General features: G+C 57.6%; 18 protein-coding genes, 2 pseudogenes and 1 CRISPR repeat array. Of the genes and pseudogenes, 10 read left to right on the forward strand and 10 right to left on the reverse strand.

Features of this window, described 5'->3' with window-relative positions; translation table 11 throughout:
* The first annotated feature begins 73 nt into the window (after window positions 1-73).
* Window positions 74-1,705, forward strand: coding sequence for an ATP-dependent nuclease (locus RVAN_RS07485; protein ID WP_013419144.1), 1,632 nt, complete (start codon window positions 74-76; stop codon window positions 1,703-1,705).
* Entirely contained in the window at window positions 1,702-2,841 is a 1,140-nt protein-coding gene (locus RVAN_RS07490; protein WP_013419145.1) for a UvrD-helicase domain-containing protein, read from the forward strand. Before RVAN_RS07485 ends, RVAN_RS07490 begins: the two co-directional genes overlap by 4 nt.
* Before the next feature lie 565 nt (window positions 2,842-3,406).
* Here RVAN_RS07490 and RVAN_RS18835 read toward each other — a convergent pair.
* From RVAN_RS18835 to RVAN_RS07515, 5 genes and pseudogenes are all read right to left on the reverse strand, one after another.
* Window positions 3,407-4,177: a BRO family protein gene (locus RVAN_RS18835; RefSeq protein WP_013419146.1), complete on the reverse strand. Its 771-nt coding sequence runs from the start codon at window positions 4,175-4,177 to the stop codon at window positions 3,407-3,409.
* Window positions 4,174-4,392 carry a hypothetical protein gene (locus tag RVAN_RS20480; RefSeq protein ID WP_013419147.1) on the reverse strand — a complete coding sequence of 73 codons (219 nt, stop codon included), beginning with the start codon at window positions 4,390-4,392 and terminating at the stop codon, window positions 4,174-4,176. The genes RVAN_RS18835 and RVAN_RS20480 overlap by 4 nt, the downstream gene beginning before the upstream one ends.
* A 343-nt stretch (window positions 4,393-4,735) precedes the next feature.
* On the reverse strand, window positions 4,736-5,092 hold the full coding sequence (locus tag RVAN_RS07505) for a hypothetical protein (protein WP_081449415.1): 357 nt from the start codon (window positions 5,090-5,092) through the stop codon (window positions 4,736-4,738).
* Window positions 5,093-5,117: 25 nt separating this feature from the next.
* Window positions 5,118-5,749: a CRISPR direct-repeat array (repeat unit 32 nt; unit sequence GTCGCTCCCCGTGCGGGAGCGTGGATCGAAAC).
* A 38-nt stretch (window positions 5,750-5,787) separates the two neighbouring features.
* Window positions 5,788-6,381, reverse strand: a pseudogene (locus RVAN_RS19590) (IS1595 family transposase); the annotation flags it as partial.
* Between the two features lie 34 nt (window positions 6,382-6,415).
* Entirely contained in the window at window positions 6,416-7,381 is a 966-nt protein-coding gene (locus RVAN_RS07515) for an IS481 family transposase (RefSeq protein ID WP_041787352.1), read from the reverse strand.
* A 128-nt stretch (window positions 7,382-7,509) separates the two neighbouring features.
* Here RVAN_RS07515 and RVAN_RS07520 point away from each other — a divergent pair, with 128 nt between their 5' ends.
* The 7 genes and pseudogenes from RVAN_RS07520 to RVAN_RS18850 all read left to right on the forward strand — a co-directional run bounded on the left by RVAN_RS07520 (window position 7,510) and on the right by RVAN_RS18850 (window position 11,926).
* Window positions 7,510-8,097, forward strand: coding sequence for an OmpA family protein (locus tag RVAN_RS07520; protein WP_049779262.1), 588 nt, complete (start codon window positions 7,510-7,512; stop codon window positions 8,095-8,097).
* Window positions 8,098-8,202: 105 nt separating this feature from the next.
* Window positions 8,203-8,683 (forward strand): annotated as a pseudogene (locus tag RVAN_RS19595) (integrase core domain-containing protein); the annotation flags it as partial.
* Between the two features lie 283 nt (window positions 8,684-8,966).
* Window positions 8,967-9,374 carry an IS66-like element accessory protein TnpA gene (gene tnpA, locus RVAN_RS20995; protein WP_041787200.1) on the forward strand — a complete coding sequence of 136 codons (408 nt, stop codon included), beginning with the start codon at window positions 8,967-8,969 and terminating at the stop codon, window positions 9,372-9,374.
* Window positions 9,371-9,619 (forward strand): IS66 family insertion sequence element accessory protein TnpB, encoded by a 249-nt coding sequence (tnpB, locus tag RVAN_RS07535; RefSeq protein WP_425337399.1) that lies wholly within the window; start codon window positions 9,371-9,373, stop codon window positions 9,617-9,619. Before tnpA ends, tnpB (RVAN_RS07535) begins: the two co-directional genes overlap by 4 nt.
* Window positions 9,546-9,719, forward strand: coding sequence for an IS66 family insertion sequence element accessory protein TnpB (gene tnpB / locus RVAN_RS21125; RefSeq protein WP_425337400.1), 174 nt, complete (start codon window positions 9,546-9,548; stop codon window positions 9,717-9,719). Before tnpB (RVAN_RS07535) ends, tnpB (RVAN_RS21125) begins: the two co-directional genes overlap by 74 nt.
* Before the next feature lie 96 nt (window positions 9,720-9,815).
* On the forward strand, window positions 9,816-11,399 hold the full coding sequence (gene tnpC / locus RVAN_RS07540; RefSeq protein ID WP_013418084.1) for an IS66 family transposase: 1,584 nt from the start codon (window positions 9,816-9,818) through the stop codon (window positions 11,397-11,399).
* A 242-nt stretch (window positions 11,400-11,641) separates the two neighbouring features.
* Window positions 11,642-11,926 carry a hypothetical protein gene (locus tag RVAN_RS18850; RefSeq protein WP_013419151.1) on the forward strand — a complete coding sequence of 95 codons (285 nt, stop codon included), beginning with the start codon at window positions 11,642-11,644 and terminating at the stop codon, window positions 11,924-11,926.
* A 696-nt stretch (window positions 11,927-12,622) separates the two neighbouring features.
* Here RVAN_RS18850 and pufB (RVAN_RS19600) read toward each other — a convergent pair.
* The 5 genes from pufB (RVAN_RS19600) to pufB (RVAN_RS07570) all read right to left on the reverse strand — a co-directional run bounded on the left by pufB (RVAN_RS19600) (window position 12,623) and on the right by pufB (RVAN_RS07570) (window position 14,188).
* On the reverse strand, window positions 12,623-12,775 hold the full coding sequence (gene pufB / locus RVAN_RS19600) for a light-harvesting antenna LH1, beta subunit (protein WP_013419153.1): 153 nt from the start codon (window positions 12,773-12,775) through the stop codon (window positions 12,623-12,625).
* Between the two features lie 547 nt (window positions 12,776-13,322).
* On the reverse strand, window positions 13,323-13,526 hold the full coding sequence (locus RVAN_RS07555; protein ID WP_013419154.1) for a light-harvesting protein: 204 nt from the start codon (window positions 13,524-13,526) through the stop codon (window positions 13,323-13,325).
* A 22-nt stretch (window positions 13,527-13,548) separates the two neighbouring features.
* Window positions 13,549-13,704 carry a light-harvesting antenna LH1, beta subunit gene (pufB, locus tag RVAN_RS07560; RefSeq protein WP_155942554.1) on the reverse strand — a complete coding sequence of 52 codons (156 nt, stop codon included), beginning with the start codon at window positions 13,702-13,704 and terminating at the stop codon, window positions 13,549-13,551.
* A 112-nt stretch (window positions 13,705-13,816) separates the two neighbouring features.
* Window positions 13,817-14,011 (reverse strand): light-harvesting protein, encoded by a 195-nt coding sequence (locus tag RVAN_RS07565; protein ID WP_013419156.1) that lies wholly within the window; start codon window positions 14,009-14,011, stop codon window positions 13,817-13,819.
* Window positions 14,012-14,035: 24 nt separating this feature from the next.
* Window positions 14,036-14,188, reverse strand: a complete 153-nt coding sequence (pufB, locus tag RVAN_RS07570; protein ID WP_013419157.1) for a light-harvesting antenna LH1, beta subunit — start codon at window positions 14,186-14,188, stop codon at window positions 14,036-14,038.
* Window positions 14,189-14,767: 579 nt separating this feature from the next.
* Between pufB (RVAN_RS07570) and RVAN_RS07575 the strand changes: the two genes are divergently transcribed.
* Window positions 14,768-15,427, forward strand: a complete 660-nt coding sequence (locus RVAN_RS07575; protein ID WP_013419158.1) for a response regulator transcription factor — start codon at window positions 14,768-14,770, stop codon at window positions 15,425-15,427.
* Window positions 15,428-15,746 lie beyond the last annotated feature (319 nt).

The raw sequence follows: 15,746 nt of genomic DNA on the forward strand, positions 1-15,746 counted from the left end.
ATAATCGCTCACTTTGGCTCGCCGATTTTTTCGGAACAAGCTATGATTGCCTCGCGAGGAAGTGGGGTGCGCGATGTATATCGAGAAGGTCAAAATCAAGAATTTCAAATGCTTTGAAGGTTGGTTCGAGGTTGATTTCGATCAGGGTGTCAACATCATCGTTGGCAATAATGAGGCCGGAAAATCCACGCTACTCGAAGCGATCCATCTGTGCCTGACGGGCATGCTGAATGGGAAATATCTTCGCAACGAACTATCTCCCTATCTCTTTAACAGGAATATCGAGCGGGCGTATCTGGACAGTCTCGCCACGAAAGCCCCACTACAACCGCCGGAGATACAGATCGAACTGTTTCTTGACGGTGAAGACGATGCGCTGGAAGAACTTCGCGGAAACGGCAACTCCGAGAAGAACGACAAGGCGCGTGGCCTCCTCTTCTCAATCGAGTTCGATAAGAAATACGACGGTGCCTACACTGAGTTGCTGAAGGGCAAAGAGATCAACTCGATACCCTTGGAATTCTATCAGGTACAATGGTCGGAATTCTCCCGCCAGCCGGCGATGGCCCGCACCATTCCTATCAAGTCGGCCCTCATAGATTCAACGAGCACGCGTGTGCAGAGCGGTTCGGATATGTACATCTCCCGCATCGTCCGAGAGTTTTTGGACGACAAGGAGCGTGTTGCGATATCCCAAGCCCACCGCAAGCTGAAAGACGCCTTCAAGGCCGACGGCAATGTCGGCGCCATTAATGAAAGATTGGCGGAAGCGGCGAAGATCAGCCGAAAAAAGGTCAGCATCTCGGTCGATATGTCGTCTCACAATGCCTGGGAAAGCAGCCTCATGACTTATATTGAGGATGTGCCCTTCCACTATATCGGCAAGGGCGAGCAGTGCATCGTCAAAACGCGCCTCGCGCTGAGCAGCAAAAAGAACAGCGAAGCGACCGTATTGCTGATCGAGGAACCGGAAAACCACCTCTCGCACTCGAAGCTCAACCAGCTCATCAGCGATATCAGCACCGACAATAGCGGCAAGCAGGTCATCATCACCACGCATAGCAGCTTCGTCGCGAACAAACTTGGACTGGACCACCTGATCCTGTTACGGGAAGCTAAGGTCACACGGATCAAGGATCTGGACGCGAGCGACTTCTTCCATAAGCTGCCTGGCTACGACACGCTGCGTCTTGTGTTGTCGCAGAAGTCGATCCTTGTAGAGGGCGATGCGGACGAGCTGGTCGTCCAACGGGCCTATATGGATGCCAACGGGGGAAAATTGCCTATCGACGACGAGATCGATGTCATCTCGGTCGGGCTTTCGTTCCTGCGTTTTCTCGAACTGGCGACGGCGCTGAAAATCCCTGTCGTGGTCGCAACCGACAACGACGGGGATACTGCTGCGCTTGAAAAGAAGTACGCCAAATACAAGGACGTCAATCATATCACAATATGCTATGATCCTGTGGTGGATAAGGGGGACTTGGTCCTCGGCGGCAAACCTTTCAACTATAACACCCTTGAGCCGAAGCTGGTCAAATCCAATAGCGTCGAGACCTTCAACACGCTGTTCAGTACCAAGCATGATCTCGATAACCTTCATCGTTATATGAAAAACAACAAGACCGAGTGCGCGTTGGCGATTTTCTCGGCGAAGATAAAAATCACTTATCCGAAATATATCCTGGATGCGATCGCCAAATGATGGGGCCGAATAAGCTCGTCATTGCTGCGGCAGGCTCGGGGAAGACCACCTACCTCGTCAGGCAGGCGCTTGCGGTTGAACAGAAACGGGTCCTCATCACCACCTACACGGAATCGAACGAAGAAGAGATCCGGCGCAAATTTTTCGAAATCAATGGCTCGGTTCCGGGCAACGTGCATATCCAGACCTGGTTCAGTCTGCTGATCGAGCATGGCATCAAGCCCTTTCAAGGCAAGCTGTTCGATTGGGATGTCGCTGGTATGCTTCTGGTTTCGCAGAGATCCGGTTTTCGCGGGCGTGACCTGCAAGGTCGTCCCATGTATTGGGGTGAGGAAGATTTCAGACGTTGCTACTTCGATCGTCGGAATCGCGTCTATTCAGACAAATTGTCGAGGTTGACGATACGGTGCAATGAGGCATCGGACGGCGCTGTCATCGAGCGGCTTTCCCGTATTTATCCATTTATTTTCGTAGATGAGGTGCAAGATCTGGCAGGCCACGACCTCGACGTTTTGGCGGCGCTCTTCCAAAGCCCCGCCAACGTCGTCATGGTGGGTGATCCCCGTCAGGTCACCTATGTGACCCATCTGGAGGCTCGCCTTAAGAAGTACAGGGATGGAGGTATTGCCGACTTTATTCGGGCGGAACTTCCCCGAAAGGTTACCTGCGATATTGATGTGACCAGCCTCATGACATCGCACCGAAATAGCACCGCTATCTGCGAATTGTCGTCGAAGCTCTATCCAAAAATGGCTGCTGCGACCGCTTGCAAATGTCCCGACTGCAGGCAACCGGCCCCTATTGATGCGGGTCTCTTCATCGTCCGGCGAAAGGATCTGCCCCGGTATCTCGAGACGAGGCGACCGGTGCAGCTCCGATGGAGCTCGACCGTCAAGATCGGATCTCCCGATCTACCGGCGCTAACGTTTGGACGGTCAAAAGGCCTCGGCTTCGACCGCGTCATTATTTATCCCACCAAAGAAATGGTGGACTGGCTGAAGAATGTCCAATCGCAGCTGAAGGCCGAAACCCGCGCAAAACTCTATGTCGGTCTCACCCGCGCGAGGCATGCGGTGGCAGTGGTCTACGACCCCGCCGATGGTGAGATCGTCGCAGGATTTACCGTTTTCGAGTAGGGAAGTCGCCGAAACATGTTTTTGGAGCCACCTCTATGCTAAAGGCATCAACCGCGAACCGCCCTAGTCCTGAGTAATATCCGCTTTCAGGCGATTGAAGCTAAGGGCTCAACGGCCGCAATGGGGGCGCGAAGCGGCCGTTCACAGCGGCGTGCCGGGACGATCGCTTTGGGGTCAATTTCGCCGTAGAGAACGGGCGAGGAAGGGGATCCGCGACGACCGCTCTTGATGGTGTTGCGGCTTTTAGTTCAGGATTTTCGAATTTCGGCAAACGGCCTTCTGCGGCCTTGTTTTGAACGGGATTCAAGCCGGGAGGGGGATCACCTTCGGAAGCCGGGGGGAAACTTTCGGCGCGAAGCGAGACAGCGTCAAAGGGAAGAGCAGGCCGGTTTCCCGGCCTGCCTGATCGTCGCGCCCGGCGGTTGAGCCTGTGCCGCACGAAGCATCGATGCAGCGTCATGTGCGAGGTGGAGATCGCGCCGACCTGCTTCAGCACCTTGTGGCACTCACGGATGGACAGCCCTTGTCTACGCAGAGCCCACCGCAAGTTCCTCTTGCTCGGGCGTCAGACTGCGCTGCCGGCGCGGTGCCCTTTCTCTGCGCAAAGCGCTCCGGCCTCAAGCAGCGCCTCCATGGCCGGCCCCGTGGTGCGGCGTGCGATCTCGATGAGCGGCACTCCTAGCTCGCGGGCAAGGCCCCGCGCAACCGGCAGAGCCGTCGACCGCTTGCCATCCAGCATGAAGGACAGCATGCTCTTCGACACGCACACCCGCTCGGCGAGTTCGGTGTAGCTCTTGATCCCGGCAGCAGCCATCCTTGCCTCGAACCAATCGCGGGTCCAGCCGTCTACCGGCATCTGCCAGGCCTTGCGCTCCAAATCCATGATCCGGTTCTCAAGCCCAACAGCATAGTCGGTGGTTGAAAGCATCAAGCGCTTCAAGGCGAGCACTTCGTCCGCGAGGACCAGTTCACGTCGGCGCGGCTCCTCGGCCTGGCGGGCGCTGTACGAGCCCGTCTTACGAATCGATGGCAGGACTTCGGTCACAACCCAGTCCTGAAAGCGTTCGGCGGCTGGCTTGTCGCTACGCAGAACAAGGCGATAGAAGCCGGGCTCGTTGATGATGGTGACGTTCGGGTTGCCCCGACGAATTACATCCGTCAAGCGGATGGAATTCTGTTCATGCTCCTTCAAACGAGCGCTGGCGTTCCCGACATTGGCAATTTCCAGCACGCGGCACACGTCGGCCAGCACAAACCATGCCTCGCCGTCGCGGTTGACGATGCGGACATTGTTGCCCTCGAAATCGAACGGCACGATTGCAGCGCCGCTCTTCATGCCTCCCTCCCGATGCGGGTGTTTTCCAATTTCGCGACGGCGCCGAAGAGGATCTCCGTGGCGAGGTCGATGCATGCCCAGCGGTCCTCATCGGATGCGCGGCTTTCGAGGGTGGTCAGCAGCAAATTCGCGACGCGGTGGAGCGATTCAAGGGGGTCGCCAAGCAGAGGCGCCGCTTCATGCTGTTCGGAGGGGATTGCGAGTGAAATTGCCATTGGAGGCTCCCGATAGTTGTTCAACCTCTCGTCCTGTTCAAGGGACGAGACCGGGTGCTTGAACACCGCTATCGGACGGCCTGCGGCTTTCCCCCGAAGGGTATTTTATGGTCGCAGACACCCGGCCATAGGCGAACGCTCTCCGAGGCGGAGACGTTGCTATTCCCGTGGACATAAAAAATCCGCGATGACTTTACGGAGCGCGGATCCCGCCGATAGTAGAAGGTGTGTTCAGCACCTACCCAAAACATAGGCTCCGATCCGCGCACTCGTCAAGCGGGCAGAAGCTGCTTTTCTTCGGCTTCATCTTCTTCGTCGCTGGTGGCTTTGATCGGCTTTTCCATCAGTCACGAACCTCAAGTTCGCCCCGCTCCCGGATGGTCGCCATCACGGACGACTGGGTTGCCGCGTCGATGCCGCGCGCTTCCATGGCGTTCCTCAGAAGCGGCGCGTCGCAGCCATGATCGCGCATCCAGTGGGCGATGATCTCGGCCCGGTCCTTGCGGTCGCGGCAGAGCTCGGTTGCCAGCCGCAGTTCGGGCGCCACCACCGCGACACGCTTGTCGCCAACGGCGATTTCGGAAAAATGCGTCCAGGGGCCGCTGCCGAAGGCCTCAATGAAGGTGGACTGCGACGGAGTCTCGACGGTGCTGGCATCGACCTGGACGCCGTCCACCTCGAACGCCGCGTAATATTGCACGCAACAGGGCATCCACGTCGGCGGGGTCACTCCCCGTGCGGGAGCGTGGATCGAAACCCTCTCTCATATACTTGATAGCCAGTTGAACGCGGGTCGCTCCCCGTGCGGGAGCGTGGATCGAAACGTGTACACCCTCGCCATCTTCGGATCATCCCAGCCGTCGCTCCCCGTGCGGGAGCGTGGATCGAAACACTAGACCAGAATAAAAGAAAGCCTCTGTTGCAATGTCGCTCCCCGTGCGGGAGCGTGGATCGAAACATCTATACGTCGACGGACGGGGGCGCGACGTGGGGTCGCTCCCCGTGCGGGAGCGTGGATCGAAACCTCGGCAAGCTCATCTCGGCCGATACGGTCGAGGTCGCTCCCCGTGCGGGAGCGTGGATCGAAACCCCTTAATAGATCGGATGCAGCAACTTTTTTTAGTCGCTCCCCGTGGGGGAGCGTGGATCGAAACCCTTTCGTTGCACCCATTATCTCTAATAATTCGGCGTCGCTCCCCGTGCGGGAGCGTGGATCGAAACTGGTAGGATGGAGCCTCCGGCCAGAGGCGCAGCGCGTCGCTCCCCGTGCGGGAGCGTGGATCGAAACGAGAAAGAGATTTGGCGCTTCATGTGACTTGCTCCCCGTCGCTCCCCGTGCGGGAGCGTGGATCGAAACGCCGCACTCACGCTTGGCGGGTTGCCTATCGGGCAGTCGCCCGCCGCTTCTGTCTTGGCAACGGTCGTGATCGTGCGGCCTTGACGCTCGCGAGCAACAACCACGACTTGGCGCTTGCCGGTCTGGTTCTCAGCAAGGCGACGGTCCTTCCGATCTTCCTTGCGGTTCTCTGGGCGAACGTGACCGCCAAAATAGGCTCCATCAAGCTCAACATCGCCCTGCAAAGCGCCTTCATCGCGAGCCGCCTTTATTGATTCACGCAGCTTGTGGAGGAGAACGAAGCAGGTCTTGTAGTCGCAACCAAGATCGCGGGAAAGCTGAAGCGCGGAATAGCCCTTCGCGCCATTGGTGAAAATCGCGATGGCTCCGAGAATGTCACGAATGCGAAGCTTGCGGCTGTGGAAGATCGTACCGGAGGTGAGGCTGAATTGCTTGGAGCACGCCTTGCACTTCCAAACCGGACGGCTCTTGAGGTCGTAATGGTTTGTTCCGCCGCACTCCGGGCAAACAGGGTTGCCATCCCCCCAGCGGATCGCGCGGAAGGCTTCTTCTGCTTGCGCGTCCGACATGCGAAGAACCTTCGCAAGTGAGAGTGTGCGAGCCGCCGGGGAGAGAAGGAAGTGTTGAGCCATATTAATCACCATATTTGGTGATTTGAATATGCACCTAGATGTTCAGTCCCGGCATTTGATGGATTGGATCGATCTTGAATCTTTCCGGCTCATTCGTCCAGCATTTACAGATGAACTCATAAGGCGTGAGGCCTTTGAGGGTCTTTAGTCGGCGAGCAAAGTTATAGGCGTTGATGAAGTCCGATAGGTGGGTTTCGAGCTGCTCGTGACGGTCGTAGTGATAGCGTTTGACCGTCGCCTCCTTGATCGTCCGGTTCATTCGCTCGACCTGGCCGTTTGTCCAGGGATGCTTGACCTTGGTGAGGCGGTGCTCAATGCCGTTCTCGCTGCATCGCATGTCGAACATGTGCGTCATGTATCTGGCCGTTGGTCCATCGGCATAACGCGGCGGAAACGTGAACTGGATGCCGTTGTCGGTGAGCACCGTGTGAATCTTGTAGGGAACTGCCTCTATCAGGGCGACGAGGAAGGCTGAAGCGGACGTCCTGCCGGTCTTTTTGACGAGTTGCACGAAGGCGAATTTGCTCGTGCGGTCAATGGCGACGTAGAGATAGAGCTTGCCTTCGGCCGTCTGCACTTCGGCTATGTCGACATGAAAATAGCCGATCGGATAGGACTTGAACTTCTTCCTGGCGGGCTTGTCGCCTTCGACGTCCGGCAGCCGAGAAATACCGTGGCGTTGAAGACAGCGATGCAGCGACGAGCGAGTCAGATGCGGTATCGTCGCCTGTAGCGCATAGAGGCAATCGTCGAGCGGCAAGAGCGTATGCTTGCGGAAGGCGACGATTATCGCCTCTTCCTCGACCGACAGAACCGTGGATTTCGGCTCTTTCGGTCCAGTCGGCACATCGGCGACGGATGAGCGCTTCTTCCATTTCGAGACCGTCTTCGGGTTGATGCCGTAGCGCTTGGCCAGGGCCCTCAAGCTCTCTTGACTATGCTGTATCGCTCGACGGACCGCCTCAGTCGTTGTGGCGCTCCCATGAAGAATTTGTCCTATAGCGCATCCTTCCAGCCGAGGGAGAATAATGCACCATCAAAATCTGGGATTAAACATCTTAGGCGGAGCAGGTCATGGCAAATTTGCGATGCACAGCAAGGTGCGCCCTAGGTCACTGCAGCGCCATTATGCTGATTGTTGGAGCCTTGGTCTGCTTCAGGGTGGCGACAGCCTTCGCTCAATATCCCGAAACAATAGATGCCGAGACTATTGTGAAGGCTCTGCAGCCCAAGAACGCTCCCCCCACCAGACCGCTCGTGCGCAGCTATACCCCGCTCAACCGTGGCATTGCGATCGAAGGACCTGAAATCGGAGAAGAGCAGGCGCCCAACATCGATCTCGTCGTGAATTTCGAATACGATCAGTCCGCGCTTACTATGAGCGACGCGCAGATCACCGTTGATACCTTGGGCCGCGCCTTGAACGATCCGCGCTTGGCCAGGAGCCGCTTTATGATTATCGGCCACACGGATGCGCGGGGCGGCGACGGATACAATCTGGGGCTCTCACAACGTCGCGCGAACGCAGTAGCAGCTAGGCTGAGGGATTTCCACGCCGTCGCCGCCAACAGGCTTGTCGCGGAAGGTCGCGGTATGCGTGAGCTTAAGGACCCCGTGAGGCCGCTGGGCGGCATCAACCGTCGCGTCCAGATTAAAACGATCACTTGGGATTCGAGCGCATCGGCGGATAGGCTGAGACCGCTGCCTAAACCCTAGCCGCCGGACGTCGATCACCGAGCCGTGCAGCATCAGCCGCCTTTGTCCCCACAGTTTGATCCTCCGACGCAACGCCGTACCCCGAGCTCAACCGCAAGAAGCTCTATCTACAAGGAGGAGCGCCTGACCACGAGAAAGCGCGGAGGTCGCAAGCGGGCTCCGGGAACGCGGGCGCCGCTGGCGGTTCCGCAAGGGATCAACCAGCGCTGGTCACTGACTTCGTGTCGGACGCGCTGATCGACAGCCGGCGCTTTCGCATTCTGGCAGTGATCGATACCTTCAACCGGGATGCCTCGCGCTCGTCACCGATGTCTCGTTCTCCGGCGTCGGCGTCGCACGTGAACTCGACCGCATTGCGTAGCTTCGCAGCTATCCCTACCTCGTCGTCAGCGACAACGGCACAGAGCTGACCTCGAACGCGATCCTGAAATGGCAGGAGGCGCGCCGGGTCGACTGGCATTACATCGCGCCCGGCAAGCCGATGCAGAATGGGTTTGCAGAGAGCTTCATCGGGCGTCTTCGCGACGAATGCCTGAACGAACACCTGTTCGGAAGCCTGAAGCAGGCGCGCCGGATCATCGAAGCCTAGCGCCTCGACTACAACTCGAGACGCCCCCATACTATTTGATCTATCATATTGTAGAGGCTTGACCTTCTGTCGAACCGCGCTCTAATGAGGCTACGGTCCTCGTAGCTTAGCAGGGTAGAGCACCAGATTAATCCTGTTGGGGACGCCATTAAAATCAACAATTTACAGCCTTAACAGCCTCCTCAAAATCGTAAGCCTCCGCTGAGGGCCGCCTTGCGGGGCGTGTAAGAGACAGGTCTTGTCTGTGACGCTTGTCGCGACAGGAGCTATGCCCGTGCCTATGTCTGGAGATACTTTTGCCCGCCGGTATTCCGTAGTTGCTGATACCCGGCGCCGCTGGAGCGAGGACGAGAAGCAGGCGATCATCGCCGAGGCTTTGCAGCCCGGCGTGAATGTGTCAGCGGTCGCCCGCAGGCATGGGATCAAGCCAAGCCTTCTGTTTCGTTGGCGGAAGCTGGCCAAGAACGACGAGAAGCCAGAGCCCGCACCGGCATTCCTGCCGGTCTCTCTGACGGCGCCAGGGAAGAGCCGCGACACGATCTACGATCACAGCGCCAGTGACGCGCCCGCCGCCGATAATCGCATCGAGATCGAGCTTTTGAACGGGCGGCGCGTGCGGGTTGGCCCCGGCGCCGACATGGGCGCGTTGAAGCGCATTCTCGATATTGCCGACGGGAGGAGACCATGATCCCGGTTCCGACCGGCGTGCGGGTGTGGCTGGCGACGGGTCACACCGATATGCGCAGGGGCTTCCCGTCGCTGTCCTTGCAGGTCCAGGAGGTTTTGCAGCGCGATCCTTTGAGCGGCCATCTGTTTTGCTTTCGCGGCCGCCGGGGCGATCTTCTGAAGGTGATCTGGCATGACGGCCAGGGCGCCTGCCTTTTTTACGAAGCGTCTGGAGAAAGGCCGGTTCTTGTGGCCGAGCCCGGCTGACGGCGCGATCTCGATTTCGCCCGCGCAGCTTGGCTATCTGCTCTCCGGGATCGATTGGCGCAATCCGCAAAAAACCTGGAGACCGACTTCGGTTGGCTGACGGTTTGCCTTTGAAAACGTTGGCGAACCATGATTCTCTTGTCGGGTGACCACGCCGCTTGACGCTCTTCCTTCCGACCTTGCCGCCGCGCATGCGATGATCCTCGCCGAGCGCGCCGCCCGCCTTTCCGCCGAGGCCGTTGCGGCTCGCGCTCGCGCGGCGACATCCAGCACGGACGCGCTGATCGCTCATCTGAGGCTCGAGATCGAGAAGCTGCGGCGGGTGCTTTACGGTAGCCGCTCGGAGCACAAGGCGCGGCTCCTGGAGCAGATGGAGCTTCAGCTCGAAGAGCTGGAGACAGCCGCGGCCGAGGACGAGCTTCTCGCCGAGACAGCCACAGCCCGGACGCAAGGCACGCCATCCTCTACGCGCAAGCATCCATCGCGCAAGCCTTTCCCGGCGCATCTGCCGCGCGAGCGCGTGGTGCTCCCGGCGCCGACATGTTGTCCGTCTTGCGGCTCGACGAAGCTGTCGAAGCTCGGCGAGGACGTCACCGAGACGCTCGAGGTTGTTCCGCGCCGCTGGAAAGTCATCCAAACGGTGCGCGAGAAGTTCTCCTGCCGGTGCTGCGAGGCGATCGCGCAACCGCCGGCGCCCTTTCATGCAACGCCGCGCGGTTTTGCCGGGCCGGGCCTTTTGGCCATGATCTTGTTCGAGAAGTTCGGCCAGCACCAGCCTCTCAACCGGCAAAGCGAGCGGTATGCGCGCGAAGGCGTCGAACTTTCCGTCTCGACGCTGGCCGATCAGGTTGGGTCCTGCATGGCGGCGCTGCAACCGCTCCAGGCGCTGATCGAGGCCCATGTTCTTTCGGCCGAACGGTTGTTTGGCGACGACACGACGGTGCCGATCCTGGCGAAAGGCAAGACAGTCACCGGCCGCATCTGGACCTATGTCAGAGACGATCGCCCTTTTGGCGGGACCGCGCCGCCGGCCGCGCTTTACTACGCTTCGCGAGACCGAAGGCAGGAGCATCCCGAGAGCCATCTTCGAGACTTCGCCGGCATTTTGCAGGCCGACGCCTATAGCGGCTATAACGGGCTTTACGATCCGGCGCGCGAAAAAGGCGCCATCGTCTCGGCGCTGTGCTGGGCGCACGCCAGGCGCCAGTTCTTCGAACTGGCTGACATCGCCGCCAACGCGAAGCGCGGCAAACAGGCGCCGGCCATCTCCCCGATTGCGCTGGAAGCGGTCAAGCGCATCGACGCGCTGTTCGACATCGAGCGCTCCATCAACGGCCTTCCCGCCAGCGAGCGCCTGCGCGTGCGCCAGAAGCAAAGCGCGCCGCTTCTGGCCGATCTGAAAACCTCGCTTGGCGAGGAGCGCTCGCGATTGTCGCGCTCGGCTTCCGTCGCCAGGCCCATCGATTATCTGCTCAAGCGCTGGGATCGGTTCGCCGCTTTCCTTGGCGACGGCCGCATCTGCCTGAGCAACAACTCGGCCGAACGAGCGCTGAGAGGTTTTGCGCTCGGAAGAAAGTCGTGGCTCTTCGCCGGTTCAGATCGCGGCGCCGACCGGGCCGCCTTTATGATGACGATGATCATGACGGCCAAACTCAACGGCATCGATCCGATGGCTTGGCTGGCCGATGTGCTCGCCCGCATCGCAGGCCAGCCGCAAAGCCGACTCCATGAGCTGCTGCCCTGGGAATGGAAGCAGCCCGGCTTGCAACTGGCGGCGTAGTCATCAACCGCAAGCGCTCACGCTGCGGCCCTCACCGGATGCTTACTCAAAATCTGCATTTCGCTCCGGTTTAGTGGAGCTTTTGGATTTGACATTTGAGCGAGAGCTAGCTGCAACCGGGACTCAAATCTCAAATTCGCTCCACTAGGATACACACATTTGCGGGCAGAGAGCGACCGGTTTTGCACGGTATCGCATCGTGCCGGCCGGCAGGGCCTTCTCGCGATTAGCCTGACGGCGGATTGTCCGCACGCTGGCGCGTACGGCAGCGTCTTGCGGCGATCATCGGCGCCTCACCGGTAGGATCGGGTTGCGACACCAACGCAACCGGGGAACTGCCGCTGACCGACGACATCATGAGCTTCCACACGCTGCCTGAGAAGACGCCCGACGCCGACATCCTGCGCGAGATGATCAGTTTTACCGCCGAGCGGCTGATGGAGATGGAGGTCTCTGGCCTTACCGGCACCGCGGTTGATCATCGCGACGCGCCTTTGGTGCACGACCGTTATGAGTCCACGGGCTAAGTATATTTATCTCGTCGCGTCGACTTTACTCTATTACCGTGCGCTTCGGCTTTACCTTCAGACTCCAGAATTTTCCAATTACAAAGCCAGCAATCATGAGCGCGGCACCGAAGGCTGTCTCATATAGCTTCATTCCTTGGAGATCTGACAGCATATTTTCGGAGCCAAGACCCGCAGCCAAGAAGGGAAGGCCCGTCAACATGAGAAAAAGTCCGATGATTGTTCCAAATAACCCCATAGTAGTAAGCCTTTCATATTAGAGGTTAGCGCCCGTGACTGTGTTCGTCTATATGAACTGTTTTAATGCACATTGTTCAATTATTTATTTTGTCGCATCATAATAATTACGAGTGTATATATTATACTTAATCAGAAGGTCACACAATGTGCGCCGTCCTTGAGGCCAAAAAAAGAACTGCGCACAGACGTGGCTGATCGTCTGTGCGCAGGTAAATGCCCGTTAGGAGCCCGGGCTTGGAGTACGTATATGGCTGAACTACGTACTTCAATTCGGCACCAGGATGTTTCCTGGTGCAAAGGAAGATACTGCTTGACTTGGGACGAGACGGACGACGACAGCGCGGCAGCAACCTTCAGAATCCGCCGCGCAGGTCTTTTTGACCCATATCGAGTGGTCCAAACTCCCGCACGCACAATCACCGCAGTCGAGCAACGCAACCCGTTAGAACTATCTCTTCAGTGAAGCCAGGGCGTAAAAGCGTAAGCGAGAAAGTGCGCAAATAGAGCGATCGCACCAAAGGTCCGCGTGCCGTTTAGAACGTAGCTGTGCAACTCCTCGGCTTCCGCAAGCGTAAGGCCACTTGGGTAGACTTTCACCGGATCTGCCATAATCTTAATTCCTCGAAGATTGATCAAGCATCGTGTTGGAACCGCATCCTTATTCTTACGTTCCAACACGCTGCATAAGGAAGTTCAGAGCGCGATCAACACTACGCAGTGCTGTCATGCTCAGAGCTTAAGTCATTCTTATCGGCTGTACAAGAATGAAAAACACCAACTCTTGTCAGTATTATCCACATACACGCAGTGAATTGCGTAATATAAAGCCAGTCATAATTGAAAATATATATATCTAAATCAGCGTAGGCTTGCACCGCTTCTGCTAATACGCATTACGGCGCTGGAGTGTCTGTTACGGCTCCAATAGATGCGCGGAGGCACTCTTCCCAAGCCAGTAGAACGCTTGATATTGCAAGTCGTGCAGACGAAGCGTAAGGCGAAACGTCAGAGGGGACACATATCAGAAAGCAAGTCGCCCCGATGTCGCCCCGCCAGCCCAGAGCGCGTATCCCGCGCACAGGCCGCGTTGAGGCGGCTGCACGCGGGAAGGCTCGGCCTTGAAGCTATCTCCAAGGCGCGAACTTCAGGCCTGCGCTTACGAGTGGCTCGGCAGAACGTAGCTGATCGAAGCAGCCTTCAGCTTTTCGCCGCCGAAGTACTTCTTGAGCAACGTGGTGTGGCCCAGAACTCCCAAGTGCACCACCAGCGCGATGATGGCGACGGCGCCCAGGAAATGCGGGATTCCGAGCGAGGGGCGTACGTAAAGCCAGATGGCGGCTTGTCCATCGGTATCGGCCATGTGTCTTCTCCTTCTTACAGGTTTAGTGGAGCCAAGGTGTGTAGACATAGGCAAGAACGTGAGCGATGACAGCGATAGCGCCGAAGACGCGCGTGCCGTTGATCACGTAGCCGTGCAGTTCCTCAGCTTCAGCCAAGGTCAAACCGGTCGGGTAAACTTTTTTTGGATCTGCCATGATGGTACCTCCAAAGTATTCGTGCTGAACCTGCACGAAGGTGTGCCACTGAAATCGCTGAAGAAGATGGAACACCATCTTCTCCTACGGCGATATAACAATGTGCGACGAATTACTAAGCGTGCGGAATGACGTGTTCGATCGCCACTTTCGCCTTGCCCTCGATGTAGTTCGGAAACCACTTCGTGTTTGCCAGCAGGACTGCATGCACGAGCACCGCTGTAAAAGCGACGCCGCCAAGAAGCCACAGCAACCCGACCTCAGGTTTCACAACGAGCCAGATCTTGGCTTGTCCATCAATATCGGCCATGTGTAGTTCTCCTTTGAGATTAGGTTAATGAAGCCAAGGCGTGAAGGCGTAGGCAAGCACATGCGCGAGAACCGCGATGGCGCCGAAAGTACGCGTGCCGTTGATCACGTAGCCGTGCAGTTCCTCGGCTTCCGCCAGGGTGAGACCGGTCGGATAGACCTTATTTGGGTCTGCCATAGTTATCTCCAATAAAGATTGCTCGTGCTGAACCCGCACGTTGGGCTGCGCTAACGGCACGAAATAAGAGTGGTGCCTTAGCAGTGTCAGCATAGGCATACGATGAGATGTGTCAATTCGAGTTGACGCATTAATACTGTGTCACGGCGACACAACCGTAGTTTATCCAACATCTATAGATTCGTAGTGCGTATTAATACATACGCGTGTAGTAGAATTATACGCGGCGCGCGTACGTATTTATACTGACGGGCGGGGTGTAACCACTTACAGCGCTGATCGCGATTCATGCAGATTTGGGAGGCATTCTCGTTTATGAAGGCGCGCGCCGCCCGGAGCGGCGGACGATAACGGCCAGCTCCAGCGCGGCGGCCTCGCCTTACGCAAAGCGTGCGGGGCTTTCGCCGGTCGTGCTGTGAATGCGCGCATCGGCAATCTCGCGAGACAGCGTGATGGGCCTCTAGCGCGTTCATGTCGCATGGCGGCAACTTGCCATGTCGCCTGAAGAACTTGCGTGGAGTACGCTCTAGGTTGTGTCTGCTCCAGGTCGGCTTTGCACTTGTGAATCAGGGTACCGCTATGACCGAGCTTCGCCGCTTGCGCGTTTTTATCGCCGACGATCATCCCGTAGTGCTCGCTGGCGTTCGTTCAGTACTTGATCGCGATCCAGATGTGGAAATCGTCGGCGAGGCGCGAGACGGAGAAACAACACTTCGAATGGCTATAGGGCTTAAGCCCGCCATGATGGTGCTCGATTTGTCCATGCCTGGGCTCAACGGCGTGGAGGTCACACGGCAGTTGCTAGCTCAGCTTCCGGATTGCAAGGTCGTTGTGTTGACCGTGCATGAAGATCGCGCGTACTTGCGCAAGCTGATCGAAGTTGGTGCCGCCGGTTACGTGCTAAAGCGCTCGGTTACCGATGATCTGCTTCGAGCAATTCATGCTGTTGCTTCAGGCGGTATGTATCTCGATCCATCAATCGCCGCGCACGCTGTCGATCGGACACTTGATAGCCCTTCCGAGAACGCGACGGCAGGAGCCGATCTCAGCGAGCGCGAAGTGGAAGTGCTGCGCTTCGCCTCGGTGGGGCACAGCAATAAGGCGATCGCAAATATCCTGACCATCAGCGTCAGGAGCGTAGAGACTTACAAGGCGCGAGCAATGGATAAGCTCGGCTTGGACAACCGGGTCGGTTTGGTGGGATATGCGATCGAGAAAGGCTGGCTTGCCGCAAGCTGATCAGCCTCGCGTTCCGCTTCATATCGAAGTCAAGGCACCTGTAAAACAGCTCGTGTGCGACGGCTGTTTGTGAGGTTTTCCGAAGATTTCGTTGATTATTTGGAGGAGTTTAGCGAGACATTTGTCACGATTCGCCGCCATATTTTTGGTGTCTTACCTTTTGCCGGGTCATAATCCTGACGGCTGGGAGATGAGATTAATGACCAGCGCTCCAAAAGACGATAATGTTGACGCAACGCAAGGATTGCGAGGGTAGCGAAACTTAGTCCCATGCCCGCAGGCGCTTGCAAAAGGTTTTCGCCGCCGCTCTTCCGAGACA

This window comes from Rhodomicrobium vannielii ATCC 17100, from assembly GCF_000166055.1.
GTDB classification, from domain to species: Bacteria; Pseudomonadota; Alphaproteobacteria; order Rhizobiales; family Rhodomicrobiaceae; genus Rhodomicrobium; species Rhodomicrobium vannielii.

What these genes read in the sequence shown, in the direction of transcription:
- RVAN_RS20480 (WP_013419147.1), bottom strand. Translation starts at nt 4,392, where the DNA reads ATGGCAATTTCACTCGCAATCCCCTCCGAACAGCATGAAGCGGCGCCT.
- pufB (WP_013419157.1), bottom strand. Translation starts at nt 14,188, where the DNA reads ATGGCAGACCCAAATAAGGTCTATCCGACCGGTCTCACCCTGGCGGAA.
- tnpB (WP_425337400.1), top strand. Translation starts at nt 9,546, where the DNA reads ATGACGGCCAGGGCGCCTGCCTTTTTTACGAAGCGTCTGGAGAAAGGC.
- tnpC (WP_013418084.1), top strand. Translation starts at nt 9,816, where the DNA reads ATGATCCTCGCCGAGCGCGCCGCCCGCCTTTCCGCCGAGGCCGTTGCG.
- RVAN_RS07555 (WP_013419154.1), bottom strand. Translation starts at nt 13,526, where the DNA reads ATGGCCGATACCGATGGACAAGCCGCCATCTGGCTTTACGTACGCCCC.
- RVAN_RS07490 (WP_013419145.1), top strand. Translation starts at nt 1,702, where the DNA reads ATGATGGGGCCGAATAAGCTCGTCATTGCTGCGGCAGGCTCGGGGAAG.
- RVAN_RS07485 (WP_013419144.1), top strand. Translation starts at nt 74, where the DNA reads ATGTATATCGAGAAGGTCAAAATCAAGAATTTCAAATGCTTTGAAGGT.
- RVAN_RS07575 (WP_013419158.1), top strand. Translation starts at nt 14,768, where the DNA reads ATGACCGAGCTTCGCCGCTTGCGCGTTTTTATCGCCGACGATCATCCC.
- tnpB (WP_425337399.1), top strand. Translation starts at nt 9,371, where the DNA reads ATGATCCCGGTTCCGACCGGCGTGCGGGTGTGGCTGGCGACGGGTCAC.
- RVAN_RS07565 (WP_013419156.1), bottom strand. Translation starts at nt 14,011, where the DNA reads ATGGCCGATATTGATGGACAAGCCAAGATCTGGCTCGTTGTGAAACCT.
- RVAN_RS18835 (WP_013419146.1), bottom strand. Translation starts at nt 4,177, where the DNA reads ATGAAGAGCGGCGCTGCAATCGTGCCGTTCGATTTCGAGGGCAACAAT.
- RVAN_RS07520 (WP_049779262.1), top strand. Translation starts at nt 7,510, where the DNA reads ATGCTGATTGTTGGAGCCTTGGTCTGCTTCAGGGTGGCGACAGCCTTC.
- pufB (WP_013419153.1), bottom strand. Translation starts at nt 12,775, where the DNA reads ATGGCAGATCCGGTGAAAGTCTACCCAAGTGGCCTTACGCTTGCGGAA.
- tnpA (WP_041787200.1), top strand. Translation starts at nt 8,967, where the DNA reads ATGTCTGGAGATACTTTTGCCCGCCGGTATTCCGTAGTTGCTGATACC.